We start from the raw sequence: 22,223 nt of genomic DNA on the forward strand, positions 1-22,223 counted from the left end.
AAGCATGGCCGCCTATTGAAAGGGGCCGTAACGCTGTCTGATTAAGCCCAACCAAAGCAGCGCGGCCGCCGGGGCGGTGTTTCACTCACCACAGCCACCGCCTGGGCAGCCGCGTGCTTTCGTTGGGCTCAGCAGCAGCCGGCGGCCCCGGCTTGCAGACCGGGGGCACACGGTCAGCTGCTTACTTTGCCTTGCGGATGTAGATGTTGCCGTTCATGGTCTTGATCATGAGCTCGGCCCCGCCCCCGTTCATCTTGCCGTAGGTCCAGTTGTCGGTGCTCACGCGGTAGGTGCCGTCCTTGGCCGTGCGCGTCACTTTCGGGGGGCTGCTGTCCACGGCCAGATCGAAGTCGCTGTAGATTTCGCCCCGGTCCGACTTCAGCTTCAGCGCCGCTTTGGCCTTGGCGGGCAAGGTCACGTCCACTTTGCCGTTCACGGTGGAGAAGGCCATCGGCGCCCCGGGGGTCACGTCGTTGAAATCGGCCACCAGTGACCCATTCACGGTGCTGAGCACCGCTGAGCCCGCCACATCCTTAAGGCGGATGCTGCCGTTCACGTTCGAGATTTCCAGCTCCCCGGCCACGTTCTCCACGGTAATTTCGCCGTTGTTGACCGTGCCCAGCTGCAGCGAAAACTGCCGGGGCACCTTAATGGTGAAGTCCACCGGATTCACGTGCGACTGGGTGCGGATGTAGACCTGATTGTCTTTTTCCTCGGCAGTCACGTCCAGGCCTTCCACCCGGGAGATGCGGCGCATGCCATTGGCGGCTTCGGCCGGCTCCCGGTCCCGGTCGCGGCTGCTGCTCTGGGCCGAGGCTTCAATCACCACCTCTTTGCCGCTGTAGCCCTGCACCCGGATCGAGCCGCGCACCAGCTTGAGGTGCAGCTTGCCGGGCTTGCCGGGGTAGCGAAGCACCACAACGATCTGCTCTTTGCTGGTCTGTTGGGCCGCCAGGGGCTGGGCGCCGGTCAGCAGCAGCAGGGCGAGCAGGAAACGAAATAGGTTCTGGTTCATCGGGTTTGCTGTTTGATGGTGACGTCGCCGTTGATGGTTTCGAAGCGGAAGTTTCGGCCGCCCTGCCCCAGCCGCACGGCCGTCTCCTTGTTGAGTTTATACTTGGTGCCCTGCCCGGTATTTTCCTTGTTCTGGGTCACGCGGGCGGGCAGTACTTCGGTCTTGGGAAAGTCTGTGAACATCTCCCCGTGCATGGTCTTGAAGTACAGGTCGGCCGATACGCTGGCCGGGTAGCTCACGGTGATGTTGCCGTTGATGGTGTGGTAGGAGGCATTCTGGGTGGGCGCGGCGGCGTAGGTTACGTCCACGTTGCCGTTCACGGTGTGGGCCACCGTCGCCTCCCGGGCGTTTCGGATGCTGACGGCCCCGTTTACGTTGCGGGCCTTGAGCAACCCGGCCACGTCCGTCACCTCCACCTTGCCCCCGTTCACGGTCGAGACCGTCACGTTCATGTTCTGGGGGACTTTCAGCACGAAGTCGTACTCATACTTGTAGTCGATGTCGCGGTTGTTATAGCTGTGGTTGCGGCGGGGGCGGGAATCGTGCGGGCCCTGCAGGTAGATGATGATACTGTCGCCGCGCTGCTCGAAGCCCAGCTGAGCTTCTTTCTTGCCCAGCTCCAGGGTTGGGCTGTCGTCGGCCCGCACGGTGCGGGTAGCTTCCATCACGACCTTGCTGCCGCTGTAGCCCTGCACCGTCACGGAGCCGAAGATGTTGTAAACGGCCAGGGTGCTGCGGCCGGCGTCGGCAGGAAGGGTAAACTCCCGGTTGAATTTCTCGGTGGATTCCCGGTCCTGGGCCTGAAGCGAGCAGCTAGGTAGCCACAGAAGTGTCCAGACGAGACTGAGGAGAAGAAGGCGTTTCATGATAGATCTGCGGATTAGAGTTGTCGGTAGCCCGGTCGTTCGACAGGGTCTGAATGCTTTCCTCGATTTTGATTTTTACCTGCTCGTTCAGGTTTTCCTGCTCGAGCATCCGGCGCAGGGGCCGCACCGAGCGGTGCTCCTGGATCTGCACCATCACATCGGCCAGGGCCGACTGCACCAGGGGCGAGTCCTGCCGGGCCAGGGACCGGACCAGGCCCTGCCGCACGGTGGGGTCGTGGCCGAGGCCGGCCAGCACTTCCAGGGTCGCCAGGCGCACGTTCACGTTGGGGTCCTGATTAAGCGTGCTGAGCAGGGCGGCCACCACCCGGTCGTTGGTCGGCGCGATTTCCTCGGCGTAGCTCACGGCCCGCAGGCGCTGCACGGCCGAGGGGTCGGCCAGTAGGGTAAGCAGCTGGGCCTGGCGGCCGGGCAGCTCGTTGTCCGAAGCAGCGGGCCCAGTTGGCTGAGCGGCCATGGCGGGCAACTCCTGCCGTCCTTTCAGGCCGTAGCCGGCCGCTAGGCCTACCACCAGCAGCACCAGGCTGTAGGCGTAGGCCGGCTGCCACCAGCTGCGCAGCTTTGCGAGCAGTACCTCGGCTGACCAGCGCTGCCGACGCTGCTCGGCGGCCTGGAACCCGGCCAGCATGGAGTAGAACTGCGGGCGCATCTGCTCACTGGGTTCGGGCACGGGCAGGTTGCCCATAGCCTGCCACAACTGCCACACGGCGGCTTGCTCCCGGCGGCAATCGGGGCAGCCGGCCAGGTGGGCTTCCAGGGCCCGGGCTTCGTCGGCGGGTAGTTCGTTTGCTAACCAGTCCATTAGCCCCACCCGCACGTCCTCGCACTTAATGAACTTTGCTTCCATTTTCCATTTTCAAGTAGATGTCCTTCAATTGGCCCAGGGCTCGGTGCGCGCGCACCTTCACGGCCCCGACCGTGGTGTTGAGCAGCTCGGCAATCTGCTCGTACTTCAGCTCCTGAAACCGGCTCAGCACCAGCACCTCGCGCTGGTCGGGGCTGAGCTGGCCCAGGGCCCGGTGCAGCTGCGCCACTTCCTGGGTTTTGAGCAGACCGGCATCGGCCGGGGCGCCGCCGGCCAGCTTCTCGGCCCAGTCGGCCACGTCCTGGTGATGGGCCGCCGGTTTGTCCTTTTTCGCGGCATCGGCTAGCACGTTGCGCGCGAGGTGGTACATCCAGGTCCGGAACTCGCCTTCGCCGGTAAACGTGTGGCGGTACTTGAGCATCCGGTAGAACACCGTCTGCACCAGGTCCTCACTGGCGGTGGCGTTGCCGTTGGCGTGGTAGAAGAACGCCAGCAGCGGGCGGTGGTACCGTTCAAACAGCAGCCCCATCTTCTCGACCTGACCGGCCTTTACCTGCAGCATGAGCGAATTGTCGGTGAGCGAGTTCAAGCAGGAAGGCAGAGGTGGTGGAAGAGCTGATTCGGACGTGGAAACTGTGGCTTTTGGCCGAGGTTACAGTGGAATAAAAATTATTTTTCCGATGGTCCCCGCCAGCGTGGCTCCGCCGGCTTTCGGCATCACTAGCTCGCCCGGCCTGCCAGCGTCATACTGATGAGGGTCATGACTTGCTGCCCATCCTAAACCTGGCGCGAAATCACCTTGGCCCGCCTTCTGTTTCGGGCCCAGGGGCAGGGGCCGGCCGGCAATTTGCCAATTGATACTTAACAATATATTTTTGAACGTTCGAAAGAGGCATGGTTTCCTGATCCTGCGTCATGACATAGCTACTTCACCTTCTACTCCCTTTTCTATGAAGAAAACCATTACCCTCCTCTCCCTACTTGCTTTGGCTGTGCCGGCCCTGGCCCAGTCGCCCATCACGCTCACGCAGGCAACGTTCCCGGCGTCGGCTTCGACCGTGGAACGGTACCAGAATGCCTCGCTGCCCGCGGGCCTCGGGGCTCCCGCTATGGGGTCCAATCAAAGCTGGGACTACCGCGCCCTGATGCCCAGCGGCTCGGCCTACAACCAGCTCAACCTTTCGGTACCACCCAGCCCGTCCTTCGCCGGGGCGCAATGGACGCGGGCCAATACCAGCACCATTGGCAACATGGCCTACGTTTTCACGACCTATTTTACCCTGGCGCCTACCGGCCGCATGGCGCTGGGTCGCGGCATAATCCGCCAGCCCTATTCCATTGCCACGCGCACCGGCGGCGCCAACGACTCCATTGTGATTAACCGGCAGACGGTGCCCTACGGCGGCGCGGGCGGCATTGCAGACTTTCCGCTGCCGCTGACGGCCGGCAGCCGTTCCCTGCAGACGTACCGCTTCGGCGTAACCGGCACGATAACGGTGGCCGCAGCGGGACTGAACCGCGCCCCGTTCCGCATCGTGCAGCGCTATATCTACGTCGACTCCGTGGCTGGCTGGGGTACGCTCCGCATTCCCTTTGCTGGCCGCGCCGCCGGCTCCGACCCGCTTCCGGTTTTGATGGTACGCAGCCGCACTATCCGGCAGGACAGCCTGTATCTGAACGGCAGCCCGGCCCCGGCTTCGCTGCTGGCAGCGCTTAATCTGACCCAGGGCAGCTTTACCAGCTTCTACCTCGACCACTTCTGGCGCACGGGCTCGGCCCAGCCGCTGCTGGAGCTGTACTATCCGAACCGCCAGTACGCTTCTCCTTTCTCGGCCGCCTACTCCACCGAAAACGACCTGCTGCTGGCAACCCAGGCCACTTCCGCGCTGGCGGCCGGCTGGAAGGCCTGGCCCAATCCGCTCGGCCAGGGTGAGGACCTGCAGCTGGCACTGCCCCGTGCCGCCGACCAGCCTGCGCAGCTAACCCTGCGCGACGCCCTGGGCCGGACTATACTCAGCCAGGCATTGCAGCTGCAGAACGGCAGCGGCACCTTGCCCGCCGCAGCCACCCAGGCACTACGGCCGGGCCTGTACACACTCACGGTGCAGCAGGGCAGCCACCAGGCCACCTTTAAGCTGCTGCGCCCCTAACGAACCATCTGCCTCACCCTGAAAAGCCCCGCTGGAAAACCGGCGGGGCTTTTTGCTGGATACTTACTAGCTGCTTTACTCCGCAGCAGCTTCTAGCCCCTGCAATTCTTGCTGCCGGCGAATGACTGCGTTGCCTGCCTGTGCTTTCGGGGCCCCTTTCGGAGAAGGTAACTTGCCGGCCCCCAGACCCGGCCGGCCCCTCGCGCGGAAAAACCGAAGAGTACAGGACAGTTGGCGCGCCGGGCAGCTCTTTCTTGCGGGTGTTCTTTCCGGGTTGGCCTCTCCGGCCGTGGCCCCTCTCCCACCCTTTCGTTTTCCCGATGCCTGAACTACCGCTCGTCCCGAAAAGCACCCGCTGGCCCGTTTTGTGGCTGAGTTTGCTCCTAGCCCTGGCTACGGCCCTGCCCGCCGCCGCGCAGAAGCTGCCTAAAAAGAAGGCCGTGCTTAAAAAGATGACCCTGGCCAACCGCTACTTCATGCAGAAGTGGCCCGACACCGGCAAGGAAATCGTCACCAACAAAACCCGCCCCAGCCACATCTGGACCCGGGCCGTGTACTACGAAGGGCTAATGGCGCTGTACGGCGTCGACAAGCAGAAACCTTACTACGACTACGCCGTGGACTGGGCCCAGAAGCACCAGTGGGGCTTGCACCGGGGCGTGGAAACCCGCAATGCCGACAACCAGTGCGCTGGGCAGACCTACCTGGCCCTCTACGAAATTGACCCGCAGCCCGAGCGGCTGCGCGACATCAAGGCCAGCATCGACCTGATGGTGAAAAGCCCCCAGGTCGACGACTGGTGGTGGATTGACGCCCTGCAGATGGCCATGCCCATCTACGCCAAGCTCGGCGCCATGACCAAGGATACAGCCTACTACGAGAAGATGTACCGCCTGTACAACTACTCCAAAACCAGGCACGGCACGGTAGGCCTCTACAACCCCCAGGATCAGCTCTGGTGGCGCGACAAGGACTTTGTGGCGCCCTACAAGGAGCCCAACGGCGAGGACTGCTACTGGAGCCGGGGCAACGGCTGGGTGGTGGCCGCCCTGGTCCGGGTGCTCGAGATTATGCCCCAGGGTGCCCCTCACCGCGAAGAATACGAGCAGATGTACCTGGCCATGATGAAGGCCCTGCCCCCGCTGCAGCGCCCCGACGGCTACTGGAACGTGAGCCTGCACGACCCCACTCACTTCGGCGGCAAGGAAATGACCGGCACGGCGCTGTTCACCTACGGCATGGCCTGGGGCATCAACCATGGCCTGCTCGACGCCAAGCAGTACCAGCCGCTGATTGCCAAAGCCTGGAACGCCATGGCCGCTGAGTGCGTGCACCCCAACGGCTTCCTAGGCTACGTGCAGGGCACGGGCAAGGAGCCTAAGGACGGGCAGCCGGTCAGCTATACCAGCAAGCCTGATTTCGAGGATTACGGCCTGGGCTGCTTCCTGCTGGCCGGCACCGAGCTGTACAAGCTGCTCGACGCCCCCGTAAAATCCACCGCCAAAAACTAGAACGAAAACTTTCCTCCTTGGATAAGGAGGGGAGCCCGAAGGGTGGGGTGGTTGAGTCGTCAGAACGTCTGGCATCAGCAGCATTCAACATCAGCAACGATGAACCACCCCGGCCTGCGGCCACCCCTCCCTGAAATTAAGGCGGGGAACTGGGTTTTCCACTTCGTATTCAAGCCTTTCCTATGAAGACTACCCTTGCTCTTTCCCTGCTGCTGGCTGCCTCGCTCACGACGGAACTACCGGCCCGGGCCCAGGCGCCGAAGTGGCCGGAGGTTACGCAGCAGAACAAGCCCTGGACGCGGTGGTGGTGGCAGGGCAGCGCGGTAAATCCGCAGGACCTGACCCGGCTGCTGACGCAGTACCAGCAGGCCGGTCTGGGTGGGGTGGAAATCACGGCCATCTACGGCCAGAAGGGTGCCGAGCAGCAGTTTATCGACTTCCTCTCGCCGAAGTGGATGGACATGCTCGGGCACACGCTCACCGAAGCCGGCCGGCTGGGGCTGGGCGTCGACGTGGCCCAGGCTTCGGGCTGGCCGTTCGGCGGCCCCTGGGTGTCGCCCGCCGACGCCTGCAAGTATGTGGCGTACCAGTCCTACACCCTGAAAGCCGGAGAGCAGCTAAGTCAGCCGGTGGGCATGGTGCAGAAGCCGATGGTGCGCACCGTGGGCCAGCCCATCGACATCAGGCAGCTAAAAGACCCCATCGCCCAGAATCCCAACCTGCAGCTCCACGCCTTCGACCAAGTGCGGTTTGAGAAGCCCCTGCCCCTGCAGGCGCTGATGGCCTATTCCGATAAAGGCCAGGCGCTGGATCTGACCAGTAAAGTAGGGGCTGATGGCAAGCTCGCCTGGACGGCCCCGGCTGGCTCCTGGACGCTCTACGCCGTTTTTCAGGGCTGGCACGGCAAGCAGGTGGAGCGGGCCGGCCCCGGCGGGGAAGGCGACGTCATCGACCATTTCTCCAAAAAAGCCACCGAAAACTACCTGCGCCGCTTCGATGAGGCCTTTAAGGGCCGGAACGTAAAGCCGGTACGGGCCTTCTTCAACGATTCCTACGAGGTGGACGACGCCCAGGGCGAGGGCAACTGGACGCCCGAGATGCTGGCCGAGTTTCAGAAGCGCCGGGGCTACGATTTGCGCCAGCACCTGCCGGCCCTGTTCGGCAAGGCTTCGGACGACGAAAACAAGCGGGTGCTGAGCGACTACCGCGAAACCGTGTCGGAGCTGCTGCTGGCCAACTACACGCAGACCTGGGCCTCCTGGGCCAAAACCCACGGCGCCCTGATCCGCAACCAGGCCCACGGCTCCCCGGCCAACATCCTGGACCTGTACGCTGCCACCGACATACCGGAAACCGAAGGCGAAGACCTGGTCCGCATCAAGTTTGCCTCCTCGGCGGCCCACGTCACCGGCAAGCCCCTGACCTCGGCCGAGTCGGCAACCTGGGAAAACGACCATTTCCTGTCCTCGCTCGGCGACGTAAAGAAAGCCATGGACCGGATGCTGCTCGGCGGCGTGAACCACACCTTCTACCACGGCACCAACTACTCGCCCCTGGCCGCGCCCTGGCCGGGCTGGCTGTTCTACGCCGCCGTCCACTTCAACCCCAACAACCCGTTCTGGACCGACTTCGGGCAGCTGAACCGCTACGTAGCCCACTGCCAGAGCTTCCTGCAGGCCGGGCAGCCCTCGAACGACGTGCTGGTGTACCTGCCCATCTACGACTCCTACGTGCGCCCCGGCAAGGTGATGCTGCAGCACTTCGACGGCATTCAGCACGGCTTTAAAGGTTTGCCGGTGGCGGCCACCAGCGAAACGCTGCTGCGCCGGGGCTACGGCTTCGACTACATTTCCGACAAGCAGTTGCTCAACGTGAAAGGCCGGGTGAGCGGGCTGCAAACCAGTGGGGGCACGAGCTACCGCACTATCGTAGTGCCCGACGCACGGCTGATGCCGCTGGCTACGCTACAGCACCTCGTAAAGCTGGCCCAAAGCGGCGCCACGGTCGTCTTCGAAAATGGCCTGCCCTCCGATGTACCCGGTCTGGGCACCCTCGACTCCCGCCGTAGCGCGTTTCGCCAAGTGCTGGCTTCCGTTAAGCCCGCGTCAACCAAACGGGCCGGTGTCGAGCGGGCTTCCGTTGGCAAGGGCTTCTTTCTGGTAGGCAAAGACGTGGATGCGCTGCTGCAGGAAGAAGGCGTGCGCCGCGAAACGATGGTCGACACCGGCCTGGAGTTTATTCGTCGGCGCACCGCCCGGGGCCACACCTACTTCGTCACGAACTGGAGCGAAAAAGCGGTAGACGGCTGGCTGCCCCTGCAAACGCCGGCCAAAACCGTGGCGCTCTACAACCCCATGACCGAAAAGCTGGGGCTGGCGGCCACGCGGGCGGGCAAGGACGGCACCCCGGAAGTATACGTGCAGCTGGCTCCGGGCGAGTCCTGCCTGCTGGAAGCCGACCAGCAGGGCGCCACCGGTCCGGCCTATGCCTACCTTAAGCCCACCGGTGCGCCCCAGCCGGTGCAGGGCACCTGGAACCTGCGCTTCGTGGCGGGCGGCCCTACCCTGCCGGCCTCGGTCCAGACGCCGACGCTGACGTCGTGGACCGTCCTGGCCGGGGACGCCGGGCAGAAGTTCTCGGGCACTGCCGCGTATTCAATTTCTTTTCCAATGCCCAGCGGCGCGTCCGAAAACTGGCTGCTCGACCTGGGCCGGGTTTCCCAGAGCGCCCGGGTGCAGCTCAACGGCCAGGAATTGGGCACGCTCCTCGGACCGGTGTACCAGGTGGCGGTGCCGAAAGGCCTGTTGAAAAGCACCAACGAGCTGACCGTAACCGTGAGCAACGGCATGGCCAACCGCATTATTGACATGGAGCGCAGTGGCGTCAGCTACAAAAACGCCTACAACATCAACATGTCGAGCAAGCTCAAGGAAAACCGTGGCGCCGACGGCCTGTTCACGGCCGGGAAGTGGACGCCTCAGGAATCGGGGCTGCTGGGACCAGTGACGCTGACGCCCACCAGCAGCCGGCCCGACAAGGTTCAGTAACCCGTTCAGCAAACCCGATGGAAGAAGTAGCCTTTCTGATGCAGCTCCGGCCCAGCGCGGCCGCGGAGTACCGGCGGCGCCACGACGCGCTCTGGCCGGAGCTGGCCGCGGCCCTGCGCGAGGCCGGCATCCGCGACTACTCCATCTTCCTCGACCCCGACAGCGGCCGGCTGTTTGCCGTGCAGAAGCGCCTGCCCGGCCACACTACCGCCGGGCTGCCCGCCACGGCCGTCATGCGGCGCTGGTGGACCTATATGGCCGACCTGATGGATACGAATGCCGATCATTCGCCGTGGACCCAGCCTCTGGAGCGGGTATTTCATCTGGAATGACGGCCGTCTTTTTCAGCGGATAATGCGGCTAATCCGGCTGCCCGTCGGAATCGTTTCCGAATACCAGTAAAGCACAGGAGAGTTTGGGGGGATTAACGGTGGTTATTGAATTGCTTTCCGTTCATCCCCATCTTCTCTGACCGCTATGACCCAGACGCTTTACCCGCCGACCACCAGCAGTTCGCTTTTCAAACCCTCCTCCTGGCGGCAGCGCCTGGCGACCGGCTGGCTGCTTTTGCTGCTGCTGATGCCCATAACGGCAACCCTGGCCCAGCGGCGCCTGGAAAAGCTTAACCGGGGCGTGGTAGCCGTGCGTACCGGCCCCAACGTGTACGTGGGCTGGCGCCTGTTCGGCACTGACCCGGCTGCCCTAGCCTTCAACGTGTACCGCGGCACGACCCGGATCAACGCTACGCCGGTAACCGGGGCCACCAACCTCACCGACAACACTGCCGTCAACGAAGCCTACACGGTACGACCGGTGCTGAACGGAGTCGAGCAGGCCGCCTCGGAAGCAGCCGCCGTATGGGCCCAGCCTTCCCTCAGCATCCCGATTCAGGCCCCCGCCGGCGGCACCACGCCCGACGGCGTGGCCTACACCTACGAAGCCAACGACGCCAGCGTGGGCGACCTCGACGGGGACGGGCAGTACGAAATCGTGCTGAAGTGGGACCCCACCAACGCCAAGGACAACTCCCAGTCGGGCTACACCGGCAACGTGTACCTGGATGCCTACCGTCTCAACGGCACCCGTATGTGGCGCATCGATCTGGGCCGCAACATCCGCGCCGGGGCCCACTACACCCAGTTTATGGTGTACGACCTCGACTCTGATGGCAAGGCGGAAGTGGCCTGCAAAACCGCCGACGGCACTATCGACGGCCGGGGCGTGCTGATTGGCAGCGCCACGGCCGACTACCGCAACAGCACCGGCTACGTGCTCAGCGGCCCTGAGTTCCTGACCGTCTTCAACGGCAAAACCGGCGCCGCCATGGCCTCCACCAACTACCTGCCGGCCCGGGGTACCGTTAGCTCCTGGGGCGACTCCTACGGCAACCGGGTGGACCGCTTCGTGGCTGCCGTGGCGTACGTGGACGGGGTGCGGCCCAGCCTGATTATGGGCCGGGGCTACTACACCCGCCTGGTGCGCGTGGCCTGGGACTGGCGCAACGGGCAGCTGACGCCGCGCTGGACTTTCGACAGCAGCACGACCGGCAACAGCGCCTACGCCGGGCAGGGCAACCACCAGATGACCGTGGGCGACGTGGACGGGGACGGATTCGACGAAATCTGCAACGGGGCCAGCGCCATCGACCACAGCGGGGCCGGGCTCTACGTGAACGGCAGCGGGCACGGCGACGCCCTGCACATGAGCGACCTGGACCCCAGCCGGCCCGGGCAGGAAGTGTGGCAGGCCCAGGAAGAGCCCAACAAGTACGGCGGGTTCGGCCTGCAGTTCCGCGACGCCCGCACCGGGCAGCGCATCTGGGGCGTGCAAACCACCGGCGATATCGGCCGGGCCCTGGCGGCCGACATCGACCCAACTTCGCCCGGCGTGGAGTGCTGGGGCACGATTTCGACCTCTACTACGCCAAACAACGCCGGCGTGTACTCCTGCACCGGCACCCGCCTGAGCACCAGCCGGCCCAGCGTCAACTTCGCGGCTTGGTGGGACGGGGATTTGTCGCGGGAGCTGCTTGACGGCACCTCCATCACGAAGTGGAATCATACGACCAGTCGCACCACCTCCCTGCTCGATGGCGCGGCTCTTGGAGCGGCCTCCAACAACACCACCAAAGCCACGCCCGCCTTGTCGGCCGACCTGCTGGGCGACTGGCGCGAAGAGGTAATCTGGCGCAACACGACCAACACCCAGCTGATGCTGTTTACCACGACCATCCCGACCACGGAGCGAATCTACACCCTGATGCACGACGCGCAGTACCGGCTGGCCATTGCCTGGCAGAACTCCGCCTACAACCAGCCGCCCCACCCGAGCTTTTTCCTGGGCACCGGCATGAGCACCCCGCCCCGGCCCAACATCGTGCTGGCCGACAGCCTGAACAACATCACCCTGGGCACCCGAAACCGGGCTTCGGCACCCGCCATTGCCGTATACCCCAACCCGACGAGCAGCACCATCACCATCCGGGCCGCCGGTGATTTCTCCTACCAGATCTTTAACCTGGCCGGGCAGCTGGTGGAGCAGGGCGAGCGGCAGCGCGACGCCTACCCCGCCGGGGGCCAGCTGCGGCCGGGCCTGTACCTGGTGCGGGTGCGCACCGCCGACGGTCGCCAGACGGCCGAAAAGGTACTCAAACAGTAGCGCCAGTGGCAATTTTCTTCCAGCCCAATATTATTCCGGCGTAGCAGGAGGGTGCGGGAGAGTTTGGTCTTAGTGAGTTGCCATATTTGGCTTAGTGAGTGGGAATTGACTCTAACTGGCGCGTGCCGGAGCGAAGATTACTGGAGTGGGAAACCTGTCTTCGACAAACCTCCGGCACGTGTCACGTTAGAGCCCAGCTAGCGCAAGGAGCCGCCACATTCTGCTCAAAAGGATTTGAATGAGAATTGAGTTTAAAGAAGCTGCTTCCGATGGGAGCAGCTTCTTTTTTTGCGGGTGCTCTACGCTACCTTCACCAGCCTGCTTGCCACACGCCTTTCCTGGCCCGCCGATGTTCATCCCCTACCTCCTCTCCCTCTTCCTGCTTCTGCTATGGCTGCTCTTGGGTGGCCTGATCTACGAGCGGCTCGCCCACCCGAACTTCAAGCATATTACCGGTGAGCAGATTTTCTTTACTACTCTGGTTCTGCTCCTGCTCAGCACTCTCAATCTGCTGCTGATAAAGCATTACCGCTCCCACCCGAAAGACCGGAGAGAGTGACCCCCTGAATTTGCTGCGCCTTCTTGCCGCTGTCGGTCCTTGTCTAATCAGGTATTGGCTCTTAGTGCAGCAGCACCACCAGGCTGCGGGCGCCGTGCGCCCCGATTACCAACGACTGCTCGATGTCGGCCGTTTTCGACGGGCCGGCCACGAACAGGCCATAGCCGCCCGCATCCGGAATCTGAGCGTAGGCCTGGTGCATGGTCGCCACAATCCGGCGGTGGTCGAGCACCAGGGCCAGGTGCTGGGTGACGGTGGGCAGCGCGCGGTGCAGCATAGCCGGCTCGGGCAGCCACACGGCCCCGTTTTCCGCCACTCCGATTTCGCCCGGCAGCACGGCCAGGTCAATGCCCTCGAGCACGCTGATGGGTGTCTGCTGGTCTACCGGTACCGAAGCCGGAAACAGCGGCGAGGCCACCAGCCGGGCGTCGGGAAACAGCTGCTGCAATTCGGCAGCCGAGGGCCGTGGGCCGTTGATCCAGCTAACCTGCCCGCCAATACCGGCCAGCACCGCGGCAAAACGCTCTACCGACGCGTCGCCGCCAAAAACCGGGACGTCCGGCAGCTTGGTTTCGGCGGGCTTGTTGGCTTTGGCCGCAGCCAGGATTCGTTCACGAGCGGTACTCAACGTGCTGAAGAAGTTAATGTATTGACATTAGGATGCATTGGCCCGGCCGCTTATGGGGATTGAGCGGCACCGTGCCAGACTCATGACTTCCCCTCCTGCTGCTGGTACCACTCCCGGAAGCTTTGCTTCGGGGGCTCGGGCAGCTCCCGGGCAATGGCCCAGGTGTTTAGGCTGGTGGCGTGGGTAAGGCCGTGGGGCAACAGGCGCAGGGCCTGGCGGCCGAGCCGCCCACTCACCCCAAAGGCTTTCGGACTGGTCAGCATCCGGCCCATAAACTTCATGCTCCACTTTTTGGACGCCGGAATCTCGTTTGCCTCCGCCAGCACCTGCCGCCATTTGTAGAGCTGCACGTGGATGTCGATCTTGACCGGGCACACGTCGGTGCAGGAGCCGCAGAGCGTGGAGGCAAATGGCAGGGAGCTATGCTTCTTCATGTCGATGTTGGGCGACAGAATGGCCCCGATGGGCCCGGGCACGGTGAAGTCGTAGCTGTGCCCCCCGCTGCGGCGGTACACCGGGCAGGTGTTCATGCAGGCCCCGCAGCGGATGCACTTCAGCGAGGCGCGGAAGTCGGGGCGGCCCAACTGCTGGGTGCGGCCATTGTCGACCAGCACGATGTGCAGCTCCCGCCCTTCGGCTGGCTTGGTGTAGTGCGAGGTGTAGGTCGTGACGGGCTGACCGGTGGCGCTGCGGGCCAACAGGCGGGTAAACACGCCCAGGTCGGTAAGGCGGGGCAACAGCTTTTCGATGCCCATGCAGGCAATGTGCACGGGCGCCAGGTTCACGCCCAGGTCGGCGTTGCCCTCGTTCGTGCAGATAACGACGCCGCCGGTTTCAGCAATGGCGAAGTTGACGCCGGTAATGGCCACCTGCCCGGCCAGGAACTTGGCCCGCAGGTGCTGACGCGCGGCTTCAGTGAGTTGCTGGGGGTCGTGGTTGCCTTTCTCGGTGCCCAGGTGCAGGTGAAACGTGTCGCTCACGTCTTCCTTCTTCAGGTGAATGGCGGGCAGCACCAGATGGCTTGGGGCCTCGTCGCGCAGCTGAATAATCCGCTCCCCCAGGTCGGTGTCGATGACCTCAATGCCGGCCCGGATCAGCTCGGGGTTCAGGTGGCACTCCTCGGTCAGCATCGACTTGCTCTTGACGACCCGCGTGGCGCCGTGCCGGCGGATGATACCGAGCACGATGTCGTTGTGCTCCCGGGCGTCGGCCGCCCAGTGCACGTGCACGCCGTTGGCTTTCGCGGCCGCTTCAAACTGCACGAGGTAGTCGTCGAGCCGGCTCAGGGTGTGCTCCTTGATTTGGGAGGCCAGCTCGCGCAGCTCCTGAAACTCGGGCACGCCATACACGGCCTTGTCGCGCTTCTGCCGTACAAACCACAGCGTTTCGTCGTGCCACGTCGTGCGGTCGACATCGGCCACAAACTTCTCCGCGCGGATTGAGTGGGACATGGGGTAAGGTTGATTGTTGCTAGTTGTCAGTTGTCAGGCGGTGGTTATTAGCAATTGTCAGGTGGTCGTTGCTCGGAGCATTTCATAGGCCCTGGCATACTTGATTCTAACAACTGACAACGAACAACTAACAACTCAATCCATTCAGAATCTCCGCCGCGTGCAGGACGCGGATGGGAAGCTGGCGACGACGCACGATGCCCTGCAGATGCATCAGGCACGACATGTCGCCGCCGGTCAGCACGGCGGTGCCGTTGCGAACGTGGTCGGCGACGCGGTCCTGGCCCATGCGGCCAGAAATGGCCGCTTCCGACACGCAGAACGTGCCCCCGAACCCGCAGCACTCGTCGTTGCGGTCCAGCTCGGTCAGCTCCAGCCCGTCGAGCGAGGACAGCAGGCGCCGCAGCTGCCCGTCGCGCACCGGCGTCATCTCCGACTCATTGGCCTGGTGCAGGCCGCGCTGCCCGTGGCAGCTCAGGTGCAAACCTACTTTGTGCGGAAACCGGCCCGGAATGTCGGTTACGCCCAGCACCTGGGTGATAAAGTCAATCAGGTCGTAAGCCGCGGCGCGCACGTGCTGCACGGCGTCAGACTGCTCCATCTTGTCGAAGTGCTTGCGCACGTGGTACACGCAGCTGCCCGAGGGCGCCACCACGTAGTCGTAGTCCTGGAACGTGTCGACGAAGTGCTGGTAGATGGGCAGGGCGTCCCGCTCGCAGCCGCTGTTGGCCAGGGGCTGCCCGCAGCAGGTCTGCTGGGCCGGGAAGTGCGCCGTGATGCCCAGCTTCTGCAGCAGCTGCAACGACGCAATGCCCACCTGGGGGTAGAACTGGTCGACATAGCAGGGAACGAAAAGGGCGACTTTCATTTAAACGTGGAGAGAAATAGGAAGCCAGCTCCCCTCCTTGGATAAGGAGGGGAATTCGGCTTCTGCGTTAGCTAAACAGCAGCTGCGTCTTTTTCAGTGCTTCGCCTTGCTCCAGATGCACTAATGCGCCGAGGGCGGTGGCCTGGGGGACTTCGAGGGTGCGGATTTCGGCGCCGGGGAAGTTCCAGCTCAGTGTCTGCATGAACAGCGGGTTGCGGGCAAAGCCGCCGTCGACGAAGATGATCTTCTCACCCTGCCAGACCAGATGGATGGATTCGAGCAGGATATTGATCAGCCCGTGCATCAGGTGCTGGTAGGCATCCGAAGCGGAGCGAAAGCCCGACAGGTCCCATTCTTCAACCGGCTGGTCGGGGAAGGGGCCGGTGCCGGCCATGCAGGCGGGCCGGAAGCCGGCCGAAGCCTGGTCGTACGGGCGGGCCAGCACGATGGAGCGGTAGAAGTCGGGCTTGACGTGGAAATGGCTGGCAATGCGCTCCACCTGGAAGTCGTGCTCCCGGCCCAGGAACACGCGGGCCGCGCAGGTGGCCTCGCCCCGGGGCGTCATAAAGCTCAGGCAGTCGCGGCGCAGCAGCTCGGGCGTGAGCGGACGGCTGTTGAACGGGTTGATGGTGACCGACCAGGTGCCGGTTGAAATCAGCACGAAGGGCTCCTCGTTCTCGGCCAGGTAGGGCATCACGGCCGAAGTGCTGTCGTGCAGGCCTACGCCCACCATAATGCCGTCCACCACCGAGGCAATGGAGTCGCGGGTCAGCGGGGCCAGCTTCTCGTCGATGCCCTCGCGGCGCACCCAGTCGTGGTAGGCGCGGCGCTGGTAGTCCCACAGGCCAGTGTGGCAGCCGATGGAGGTGTAGTCGCTGAACTTCTCGCCCGAAATCAGGTACGACAGGTAGTTGGGCAGGTGCAGGGACGTGTGTATGCGGGCGTACAGCTCGGGCTTGGCGTATTTCAGCCAGTACAGCTGCATTCCCGAGTTCAGCATCCCCAGGCGGGGTGAGCAGGTCTCGGCCGCAAACTCGTCGGGCGACTGGCCCAGCTCGGCGTAGAACTGCTCTTCGAGTCCGGCCGGCAGGGGCTTGAGGTAGTTGTAAAGCGGCGCGACGGGCTCCCCGTCGGCGCCCAGGTGCACGAAGGAGGCGCCGTAAGCCGTGAAGTTCACGCCCTTTACGGTGTAGTGCGGACTGTGGCGCAGCTCTTCCCAGTGGTGCTGCACCCACTCGGTGAGGCGGGGCAGATGGTCGCAGGGAAACCCGTCGTCGTCGAGCACGTCGGTGCACACGTGCAGGCGCTCGTCAATGATCTGCCGGTCCTCGTCGAACAGGATCAGCTTCTTATTGGTCTTGCCAATATCGAATACCGCGTAAATCGACTTCTTCATTGTCTTTTTCATAGCCCGGTGGACACGCTCAGCCTGCCCCGCTGTTGAATGAGTTGGTCGCGCACCCCGGCGCTGCGGTAGGCGGCTACCGGCTTCAGCGCCCCGCCGGCCTGGCGGTAGGCTTCGGCCACGAGGGGCCGCACGTCGAGCAGAAAGGCGTCGCGCAGAATTTCCTCGGCCCGCACCACGTCGTTGGCCTGCTGGGCTTCGGCCAGGGCGGCGCGGTCCACGAGCAGGGCCTTGGCGTAGGCGCCCAGGATGTTGTCCACCGATTGCAGCAGATCCTCGAGCGGGTCCTTGGTGTTGTGGCTGGCGTCAATCATGTAGGCCACCGCGGCGTTGGTCACGGCCTGGTCGCGGGCGCCGTCCACCAGCTCGTTGAAGATCAAAAACAGCTGGAAGGGCTTGCTGCTGCCGGTGGTGAGGTCGTCGTCGCCGTACATCGAGCCGTTGAAGTGGAAGCCCCCGAGGCGGCCGAACTGCAGCAGGCGGCCCACAATCTGCTCGATGTTGGTGTTGGGCAGGTGGTGGCCCAGGTCCACGAGCACCTGGGCGTTCTGGCCGAGGCTCTGGCAAAGCGAGTACGAGGTGCCCCAGTCGGGAATCACCATGGAGTAGAAGTGGGGCTCGTAGGGCTTGTACTCAATGAGCATGGTCCAGTCGGACGGCATGGCCTCGTAGATGGCGGCGAGTGACTCCTGGGTGCGCAGGTAGGCGCGGCGCAGGTGCTGCTGCCCGGGGAAGTTGGAACCGTCGGCCAGCCACACGGTATGGGTTTTGGCGCCCAGCTGCTCGCCGTAGCGGATGCAGTCGATGTTGTGCTGCACGGCCTGGTCGCGCACGGCCTGCTCGGTGTGGCTCAGCGAGCCGAACTTGTAGGAGAAGGGCTGGTCTTTCTGATCCTGGAAGGTGTTGGAGTTTACCGAGTCGATGTGCAGGCCCTGAGCTTTCAGCTGCTGCTGCAGGCCGGGCACGTCGCGCGGGATGTCCCAGGGAATATGCAGGGAAATCGAGTTCGACGAGCCATTGAGCTGGTGCAGCACGGCCACGTCCGAAATCTTTTCTTCGAGGGTGCGGGGCTCCCCACCCAGGGGGTAGCGGCCGAAGCGGGTGCCGCCGGTGCCCAACGCCCAGCTCGGAATGGCCACCTGAAACTCGACCAGCTGGCGCACCACGTCCCGGGCATCCTGGCCGCGGCGGCCAAGCAGGTCCGTCAGGTAAGACAACTGGAGCTGGTGCTCGGCCAGCAAAGGCTGATTGAGGTCGTGGAGGCGTTGGTCGGAGAACATGCGGGTCAGGATAAGGGCCGCGAATGAGGCAGGCGGCGGCCGGTGGTGGGAACCTCGTTTTTGCAAGAGCAATTTACCCGCCCGGCCCCGCCCAAACTGTTCTGAACTCTCCTGCCCGCCGGGTTTTATTTTGGGTGGTTCGGTACGGCAGCCAGCCCATAGCACCCATGTTTAGCAGAACGTCATTCCGAGCATGTGGCGCATGAAGGCAGGAACCGAGGAACCGAAGGCCAGCGGAGCTAATCTCGCGTGCTGATGTTGCTGGCAAAAGGCGGTCATGCTGAGCGGAGCACAGCGAAGCCGAAGCATCTCTACCGCTTCGTTGGATTAGTAACCACAACGAAGCGGTAGAGATGCTTCGACAAGCTCAGCATGACAAAACCAATCCACGCGAGATTAGCTCCGCTATCCTTCGGTCCGGCTTGCGCCGCTACATGACGCTCTGATCAATTTTAGCGGCTGCGGCAGGCCTACCATTTCTACAACGACCCTCTCCGAATCGTGTAGAACGGGTTTTTGACTTTGCCGCGCTGCTTTTCCAGCAGCATCGTGGCGGCGGTTTTGCCCATGGCCTCGAAGTCGGTGGTGATGACCGTCATGTTGAGCAGCTCCTTGAGCGGGGTTTCATTAAAGGAGATAATGCCGATTTCCCGGCCCAGCAGGTAGCTGGTCTGCCGGATTTTCTTGACCAGCTCCACCAGGTCGGTTTCGCGGATGACGACGTAGGCCGTGCCGGGCTCCAAGACCTCATTCATCGCGTTTTCCACCACCACAAAGGTTTTGTTGCGAATCAGGCAGAACGAGCGGAAGCCCCAGGGCAGCTCCTCGGGGTGGTTGGCGTCGGAGGGCAGGATCAGCACCAGCCGGGGGTACTTTTCGAGCAGGTCGTCGGCTTTTTCCAGGGCCCCGAAGATGTCTTTGTCGAAGTCCTGGAACACGCGTAGGCAGTCGTGCTTGAGCTCGGGCAGGTCTTTGTCGAGCAGCACCAGCTCCTGGCTGGGAATCGTGTTCAGGATAGCCTGGTAGGTAGCCTTGGGTGTGTCCAGCGTGAAGTGGGGCATCACCACGTAGTAGTTGTACTTGCCCAGGCTTTTCTCGATGATTTCCTGGAACAGGTTCACGTTGTAGTGGTGAATCTGCAGGTCCACGGTGGCCTGGTCGCCGAGGGCTTCGAGGAAGGCGTAGTAGATGATTTTCTTGTAGGAGCTGAGCTTGTTGAAAACCAGCAGGATCTTGAGCTTGGCCGCGTCGCGGGCCTGCACGTAGTAGCCCTTGCCCTGCACCGAGGTGATAAAGCCCCGCTCTCGCAGCTCCCGATAGGCTTTTTCCACCGTGTCGCGGGCCAGGTAGTATTCCACGCTCAGCTCCGAAATAGAAGGCAGCTGGTCGCCGTTTTTCAGGATGCCGCGCTCAATGTCCATGATAACCGACTGCACAATCTGCTTGTACTTCGGGGTTTTGTCGAGGGGCTTTAGCTGTAGGGTATACATTCCAGCGGCAACGGGCGAATCACGAGGCGCGTCCGGCAATCCGACGGTGGGCTGCCGGTCGCGAAAGGCGGATTTGAAAGTCATGACAGGTGAGAGAAGAGGGTGGCGGGGGTCAGCTAATTTAGCATTAATTCCCACGCGCCGCCACATTCAGAGCGCAAAGTAACGCTCCGGCCGGGCCACCCAAACGTCCCGGCCGGTCGGGCACCGACTGCCGGGAAGCAAAAAACCTGACGGGCCAATCTACTTATCAGCCCGTCAGGTTTCAGCAAGTTCAAGGGCCGGGCTTAGCGCACGAAGGCCATGGCCACGCCTCCGTCCACGTTGAGCACGTTGCCGGTGCTCTTGCTCAGGGAACCATCCACGAACACCAGCACGGCTTTGGCAATGTCCTCGGCCAGCACCTCCTCACCCAGCAGGGTGCGCTTGGCGTAGTGCGCCGGCAGCTCCTCGACCGACACGCCGTAGGCCTTGGCCCGGCCAGCGGCCCAGTCGCCTTCCCAGATCTTGGAGCCGCGCAGCACGGCGTCGGGGTTCACGGTGTTGACGCGCACCTTGTCGGGGCCCAGCTCGGCGGCCAGCAGGCGCGACATGTGCAGCTGCGCCGCTTTGGCCGTGCCGTACGCCACGTTGTTGGGGCCGGCCACCAGGCCGTTTTTGCTGGCGATGTTGACCACGTTGCCACCCAGCTGTTGCTTGCGCAGAATCTCCACGGCCTGCTGCGTCACCAGGAACTGGCCTTTTACAAGCACGTCGTTGAGGATGTCCCAGTCGGCCTGGGTGGTTTCGGCCAGGGGCTTGCTGATGCTCAGGCCGGCGCAGTTCACCACGATGTCGACCCCGCCGAACTGCAGCACCGTGGCGCGCAGGGAGTCGGCAATGGCAGCATCCTGGGTTACGTCGATGCCCACGGCTAAGGCGTTGTCCTTGCCGTAGCGCTTGCGCAGGTCGGCTTGGGTGTCGTCGAGCCGGTCGCGGTCGGCGGCTACCACGCAGGCGCCGTTCTGGAGCAGCGCCTCGCAGATGGCCAGGCCGATGCCGCCGGTGCCGCCCGTGACGTAGGCCACCTGTCCCGACAAAGACTTGGGCTTGGGCATGCGCTGGAGCTTGGCTTCCTCGAGCAGCCAGTACTCGATGTTGAAGGCTTCCTGCTCGGCCAGACCGGTGTACTCCGACACAGCCTCGGCGCCCTTCATCACATTGATGGCGTTGGTGTAGAACTCGGCGGCCACGCGGGCGGTCTGCTTGTCTTTGGCGAAGGCGAACATGCCCACGCCGGGCCACAAGATCACGACGGGGTTGGCGTCGCGCATGGCGGGTGAGTTGGGGTGCCTGCTGCGGTCGTAGTACGCGGCGTAGGCCACGCGGTAGGCGGCAAACTGCTCCTGCAGGTACTCTTTCACGGCCGGCAGCGGCTGGCGCATGGCAGCCTCGTCGAGCACCAGCGGGCGGATTTTAGTGCGCAAAAAGTGGTCGGGGCACGATGTACCTTTCTGGGCAAGGCGGGCCAGGTCGTGGGAGTTCACGAACTCCAGCACGCGCACGTCGTCGGTGAAGTGGCCGAGCATGCGTCGGTTGCCGGACGCCAGGCCGCGCAGCACCGGCATCACCTCGGCGGCCTGCCGGCGACGGTCGTCGGCACCGGGGCCGTTGGTAAGGCGGGGGCCGCCGAAGACGGGGCGCTTCCTGCCGTAGTTGGCTTCGAGGTAGGCCGCGGCCTGCTCAATTACTTCCAGGGTGTTGATGTAGGACTCGTAGCTCGTGTTGCCCCAGGTGAACAGGCCGTGCCCGCCGAGGATAACGCCGCGCAGGCCGGGGTTTTCGGCCACTACTTTCTCGAGCTGCAAACCCAGGTCGAAGCCCGGCTTCTGCCAGGGCAGCCAGGCCATGGTGTTGCCCCAGATTTCCTTCATGATGGCCTCGCCGTCCTTGCTGGCGGCAATGGCAATGAGGGCATCGGGGTGGAGGTGGTCGATGTGCTTGAAGGGCAGCAGGCCGTGCAGCGGGGTGTCGATGCTGGGCGTGGCGCACTTGGGGTCGAACAGGCAGTATTCGAACAGGGCCACCATCTCGTCCTCATGCTCGAGGCCCCGGTAGCGGTTTTTCAGGGCATGCAGCTTGTCGACGTACAGGTTGGCGCAGCCGGCTTTGGTGAGCGTGCCGATGTCGCCGCCCGAGCCTTTCACCCACATCACGTTTACCGGCTCGCCGGTTACCGGGTCCGTTTCAATAATTTTGCAGGAGGTGTTGCCGCCGGCGTAGTTGGTCAGGCGCAGATCCGCGCCGAGCAGGTTCGAACGGTACAGGAAAAGGGCTACTTCGTCGCCGCTGAGTTCGAGGGCCTTCGTCTCGTCCCATAAATAGCTGACGTGCTGAAAGGTGAGCGTTTTTTCCATAATGGCGCTTCTGGTTAGATTCCGGAGAACAGATGTCGAGTTCTTTTACCCAAAGGTCGCGGCACCTCCGGCGGCC

General features: G+C 63.5%; 17 protein-coding genes. 6 read left to right on the forward strand and 11 right to left on the reverse strand.

Translation table 11 applies throughout. The annotated features are described in order from the left end of the window. Positions 1 to 181 precede the first annotated feature (181 nt). From LJY25_RS13430 to LJY25_RS13445, 4 genes are read right to left on the reverse strand one after another with little or no spacing between them, the layout of a single operon-like run. Positions 182 to 1,015 carry a DUF4097 family beta strand repeat-containing protein gene (locus LJY25_RS13430; protein WP_227608862.1) on the reverse strand — a complete coding sequence of 278 codons (834 nt, stop codon included), beginning with the start codon at positions 1,013 to 1,015 and terminating at the stop codon, positions 182 to 184. Next, positions 1,012 to 1,881 (reverse strand): DUF4097 family beta strand repeat-containing protein, encoded by an 870-nt coding sequence (locus tag LJY25_RS13435; RefSeq protein WP_227608863.1) that lies wholly within the window; start codon positions 1,879 to 1,881, stop codon positions 1,012 to 1,014. The genes LJY25_RS13430 and LJY25_RS13435 overlap by 4 nt, the downstream gene beginning before the upstream one ends. Continuing rightward, positions 1,829 to 2,746 (reverse strand): HEAT repeat domain-containing protein, encoded by a 918-nt coding sequence (locus tag LJY25_RS13440; protein ID WP_227608864.1) that lies wholly within the window; start codon positions 2,744 to 2,746, stop codon positions 1,829 to 1,831. The genes LJY25_RS13435 and LJY25_RS13440 overlap by 53 nt, the downstream gene beginning before the upstream one ends. Continuing rightward, positions 2,727 to 3,293: an RNA polymerase sigma factor gene (locus tag LJY25_RS13445; RefSeq protein WP_317206598.1), complete on the reverse strand. Its 567-nt coding sequence runs from the start codon at positions 3,291 to 3,293 to the stop codon at positions 2,727 to 2,729. The genes LJY25_RS13440 and LJY25_RS13445 overlap by 20 nt, the downstream gene beginning before the upstream one ends. A gap of 361 nt (positions 3,294 to 3,654) precedes the next feature. On the opposite strand from LJY25_RS13445, the gene LJY25_RS13450 reads away from it, so the two are divergent. The 6 genes from LJY25_RS13450 to LJY25_RS13475 all read left to right on the forward strand — a co-directional run bounded on the left by LJY25_RS13450 (position 3,655) and on the right by LJY25_RS13475 (position 12,629). After that, positions 3,655 to 4,854, forward strand: a complete 1,200-nt coding sequence (locus tag LJY25_RS13450; RefSeq protein ID WP_227608865.1) for a T9SS type A sorting domain-containing protein — start codon at positions 3,655 to 3,657, stop codon at positions 4,852 to 4,854. Positions 4,855 to 5,174: 320 nt separating this feature from the next. After that, complete coding sequence (locus LJY25_RS13455; protein WP_227608866.1) at positions 5,175 to 6,365, forward strand: glycoside hydrolase family 88/105 protein; 1,191 nt, start codon at positions 5,175 to 5,177, stop codon at positions 6,363 to 6,365. A gap of 182 nt (positions 6,366 to 6,547) precedes the next feature. Next, positions 6,548 to 9,412 (forward strand): glycosyl hydrolase, encoded by a 2,865-nt coding sequence (locus LJY25_RS13460; protein WP_227608867.1) that lies wholly within the window; start codon positions 6,548 to 6,550, stop codon positions 9,410 to 9,412. Between the two features lie 17 nt (positions 9,413 to 9,429). Further along, positions 9,430 to 9,744, forward strand: a complete 315-nt coding sequence (gene rhaM, locus LJY25_RS13465; RefSeq protein ID WP_227608868.1) for an L-rhamnose mutarotase — start codon at positions 9,430 to 9,432, stop codon at positions 9,742 to 9,744. A 145-nt stretch (positions 9,745 to 9,889) separates the two neighbouring features. Beyond that, positions 9,890 to 12,070, forward strand: coding sequence for a rhamnogalacturonan lyase family protein (locus LJY25_RS13470; RefSeq protein ID WP_317206599.1), 2,181 nt, complete (start codon positions 9,890 to 9,892; stop codon positions 12,068 to 12,070). Positions 12,071 to 12,419: 349 nt separating this feature from the next. Continuing rightward, positions 12,420 to 12,629 (forward strand): hypothetical protein, encoded by a 210-nt coding sequence (locus tag LJY25_RS13475; RefSeq protein ID WP_227608869.1) that lies wholly within the window; start codon positions 12,420 to 12,422, stop codon positions 12,627 to 12,629. Positions 12,630 to 12,690: 61 nt separating this feature from the next. On the opposite strand, the gene LJY25_RS13480 is transcribed toward LJY25_RS13475, so the two are convergent. The 7 genes from LJY25_RS13480 to LJY25_RS13510 form a co-directional block, all read right to left on the reverse strand. Further along, positions 12,691 to 13,257 (reverse strand): LutC/YkgG family protein, encoded by a 567-nt coding sequence (locus LJY25_RS13480; RefSeq protein ID WP_227608870.1) that lies wholly within the window; start codon positions 13,255 to 13,257, stop codon positions 12,691 to 12,693. Positions 13,258 to 13,337: 80 nt separating this feature from the next. Continuing rightward, the gene (locus LJY25_RS13485; RefSeq protein WP_227608871.1) at positions 13,338 to 14,708 is read right to left on the reverse strand and encodes a lactate utilization protein B; all 1,371 of its coding nucleotides are present in this window, start codon (positions 14,706 to 14,708) and stop codon (positions 13,338 to 13,340) included. Between the two features lie 127 nt (positions 14,709 to 14,835). Beyond that, positions 14,836 to 15,576, reverse strand: a complete 741-nt coding sequence (locus LJY25_RS13490; RefSeq protein ID WP_227608872.1) for a (Fe-S)-binding protein — start codon at positions 15,574 to 15,576, stop codon at positions 14,836 to 14,838. Between the two features lie 67 nt (positions 15,577 to 15,643). After that, on the reverse strand, positions 15,644 to 16,984 hold the full coding sequence (locus tag LJY25_RS13495; protein WP_227608873.1) for an FGGY-family carbohydrate kinase: 1,341 nt from the start codon (positions 16,982 to 16,984) through the stop codon (positions 15,644 to 15,646). Further along, positions 16,981 to 18,261 carry a TIM barrel protein gene (locus LJY25_RS13500; protein WP_227608874.1) on the reverse strand — a complete coding sequence of 427 codons (1,281 nt, stop codon included), beginning with the start codon at positions 18,259 to 18,261 and terminating at the stop codon, positions 16,981 to 16,983. The genes LJY25_RS13495 and LJY25_RS13500 overlap by 4 nt, the downstream gene beginning before the upstream one ends. A gap of 479 nt (positions 18,262 to 18,740) precedes the next feature. Continuing rightward, positions 18,741 to 19,751 carry a GntR family transcriptional regulator gene (locus LJY25_RS13505; RefSeq protein ID WP_227608906.1) on the reverse strand — a complete coding sequence of 337 codons (1,011 nt, stop codon included), beginning with the start codon at positions 19,749 to 19,751 and terminating at the stop codon, positions 18,741 to 18,743. A 287-nt stretch (positions 19,752 to 20,038) separates the two neighbouring features. Further along, entirely contained in the window at positions 20,039 to 22,147 is a 2,109-nt protein-coding gene (locus LJY25_RS13510; protein WP_227608875.1) for a bifunctional aldolase/short-chain dehydrogenase, read from the reverse strand. Positions 22,148 to 22,223 lie beyond the last annotated feature (76 nt).

This window comes from Hymenobacter translucens (assembly GCF_020685205.1).
GTDB lineage: Bacteria > Bacteroidota > Bacteroidia > Cytophagales > Hymenobacteraceae > Hymenobacter > Hymenobacter translucens.

What these genes read in the sequence shown, in the direction of transcription:
- LJY25_RS13435 (WP_227608863.1), bottom strand. Translation starts at nt 1,881, where the DNA reads ATGAAACGCCTTCTTCTCCTCAGTCTCGTCTGGACACTTCTGTGGCTA.
- LJY25_RS13505 (WP_227608906.1), bottom strand. Translation starts at nt 19,751, where the DNA reads ATGTATACCCTACAGCTAAAGCCCCTCGACAAAACCCCGAAGTACAAG.
- LJY25_RS13500 (WP_227608874.1), bottom strand. Translation starts at nt 18,261, where the DNA reads ATGTTCTCCGACCAACGCCTCCACGACCTCAATCAGCCTTTGCTGGCC.
- rhaM (WP_227608868.1), top strand. Translation starts at nt 9,430, where the DNA reads ATGGAAGAAGTAGCCTTTCTGATGCAGCTCCGGCCCAGCGCGGCCGCG.
- LJY25_RS13485 (WP_227608871.1), bottom strand. Translation starts at nt 14,708, where the DNA reads ATGTCCCACTCAATCCGCGCGGAGAAGTTTGTGGCCGATGTCGACCGC.
- LJY25_RS13470 (WP_317206599.1), top strand. Translation starts at nt 9,890, where the DNA reads ATGACCCAGACGCTTTACCCGCCGACCACCAGCAGTTCGCTTTTCAAA.
- LJY25_RS13475 (WP_227608869.1), top strand. Translation starts at nt 12,420, where the DNA reads ATGTTCATCCCCTACCTCCTCTCCCTCTTCCTGCTTCTGCTATGGCTG.
- LJY25_RS13490 (WP_227608872.1), bottom strand. Translation starts at nt 15,576, where the DNA reads ATGAAAGTCGCCCTTTTCGTTCCCTGCTATGTCGACCAGTTCTACCCC.
- LJY25_RS13430 (WP_227608862.1), bottom strand. Translation starts at nt 1,015, where the DNA reads ATGAACCAGAACCTATTTCGTTTCCTGCTCGCCCTGCTGCTGCTGACC.
- LJY25_RS13455 (WP_227608866.1), top strand. Translation starts at nt 5,175, where the DNA reads ATGCCTGAACTACCGCTCGTCCCGAAAAGCACCCGCTGGCCCGTTTTG.
- LJY25_RS13450 (WP_227608865.1), top strand. Translation starts at nt 3,655, where the DNA reads ATGAAGAAAACCATTACCCTCCTCTCCCTACTTGCTTTGGCTGTGCCG.
- LJY25_RS13440 (WP_227608864.1), bottom strand. Translation starts at nt 2,746, where the DNA reads ATGGAAGCAAAGTTCATTAAGTGCGAGGACGTGCGGGTGGGGCTAATG.
- LJY25_RS13495 (WP_227608873.1), bottom strand. Translation starts at nt 16,984, where the DNA reads ATGAAAAAGACAATGAAGAAGTCGATTTACGCGGTATTCGATATTGGC.
- LJY25_RS13460 (WP_227608867.1), top strand. Translation starts at nt 6,548, where the DNA reads ATGAAGACTACCCTTGCTCTTTCCCTGCTGCTGGCTGCCTCGCTCACG.
- LJY25_RS13510 (WP_227608875.1), bottom strand. Translation starts at nt 22,147, where the DNA reads ATGGAAAAAACGCTCACCTTTCAGCACGTCAGCTATTTATGGGACGAG.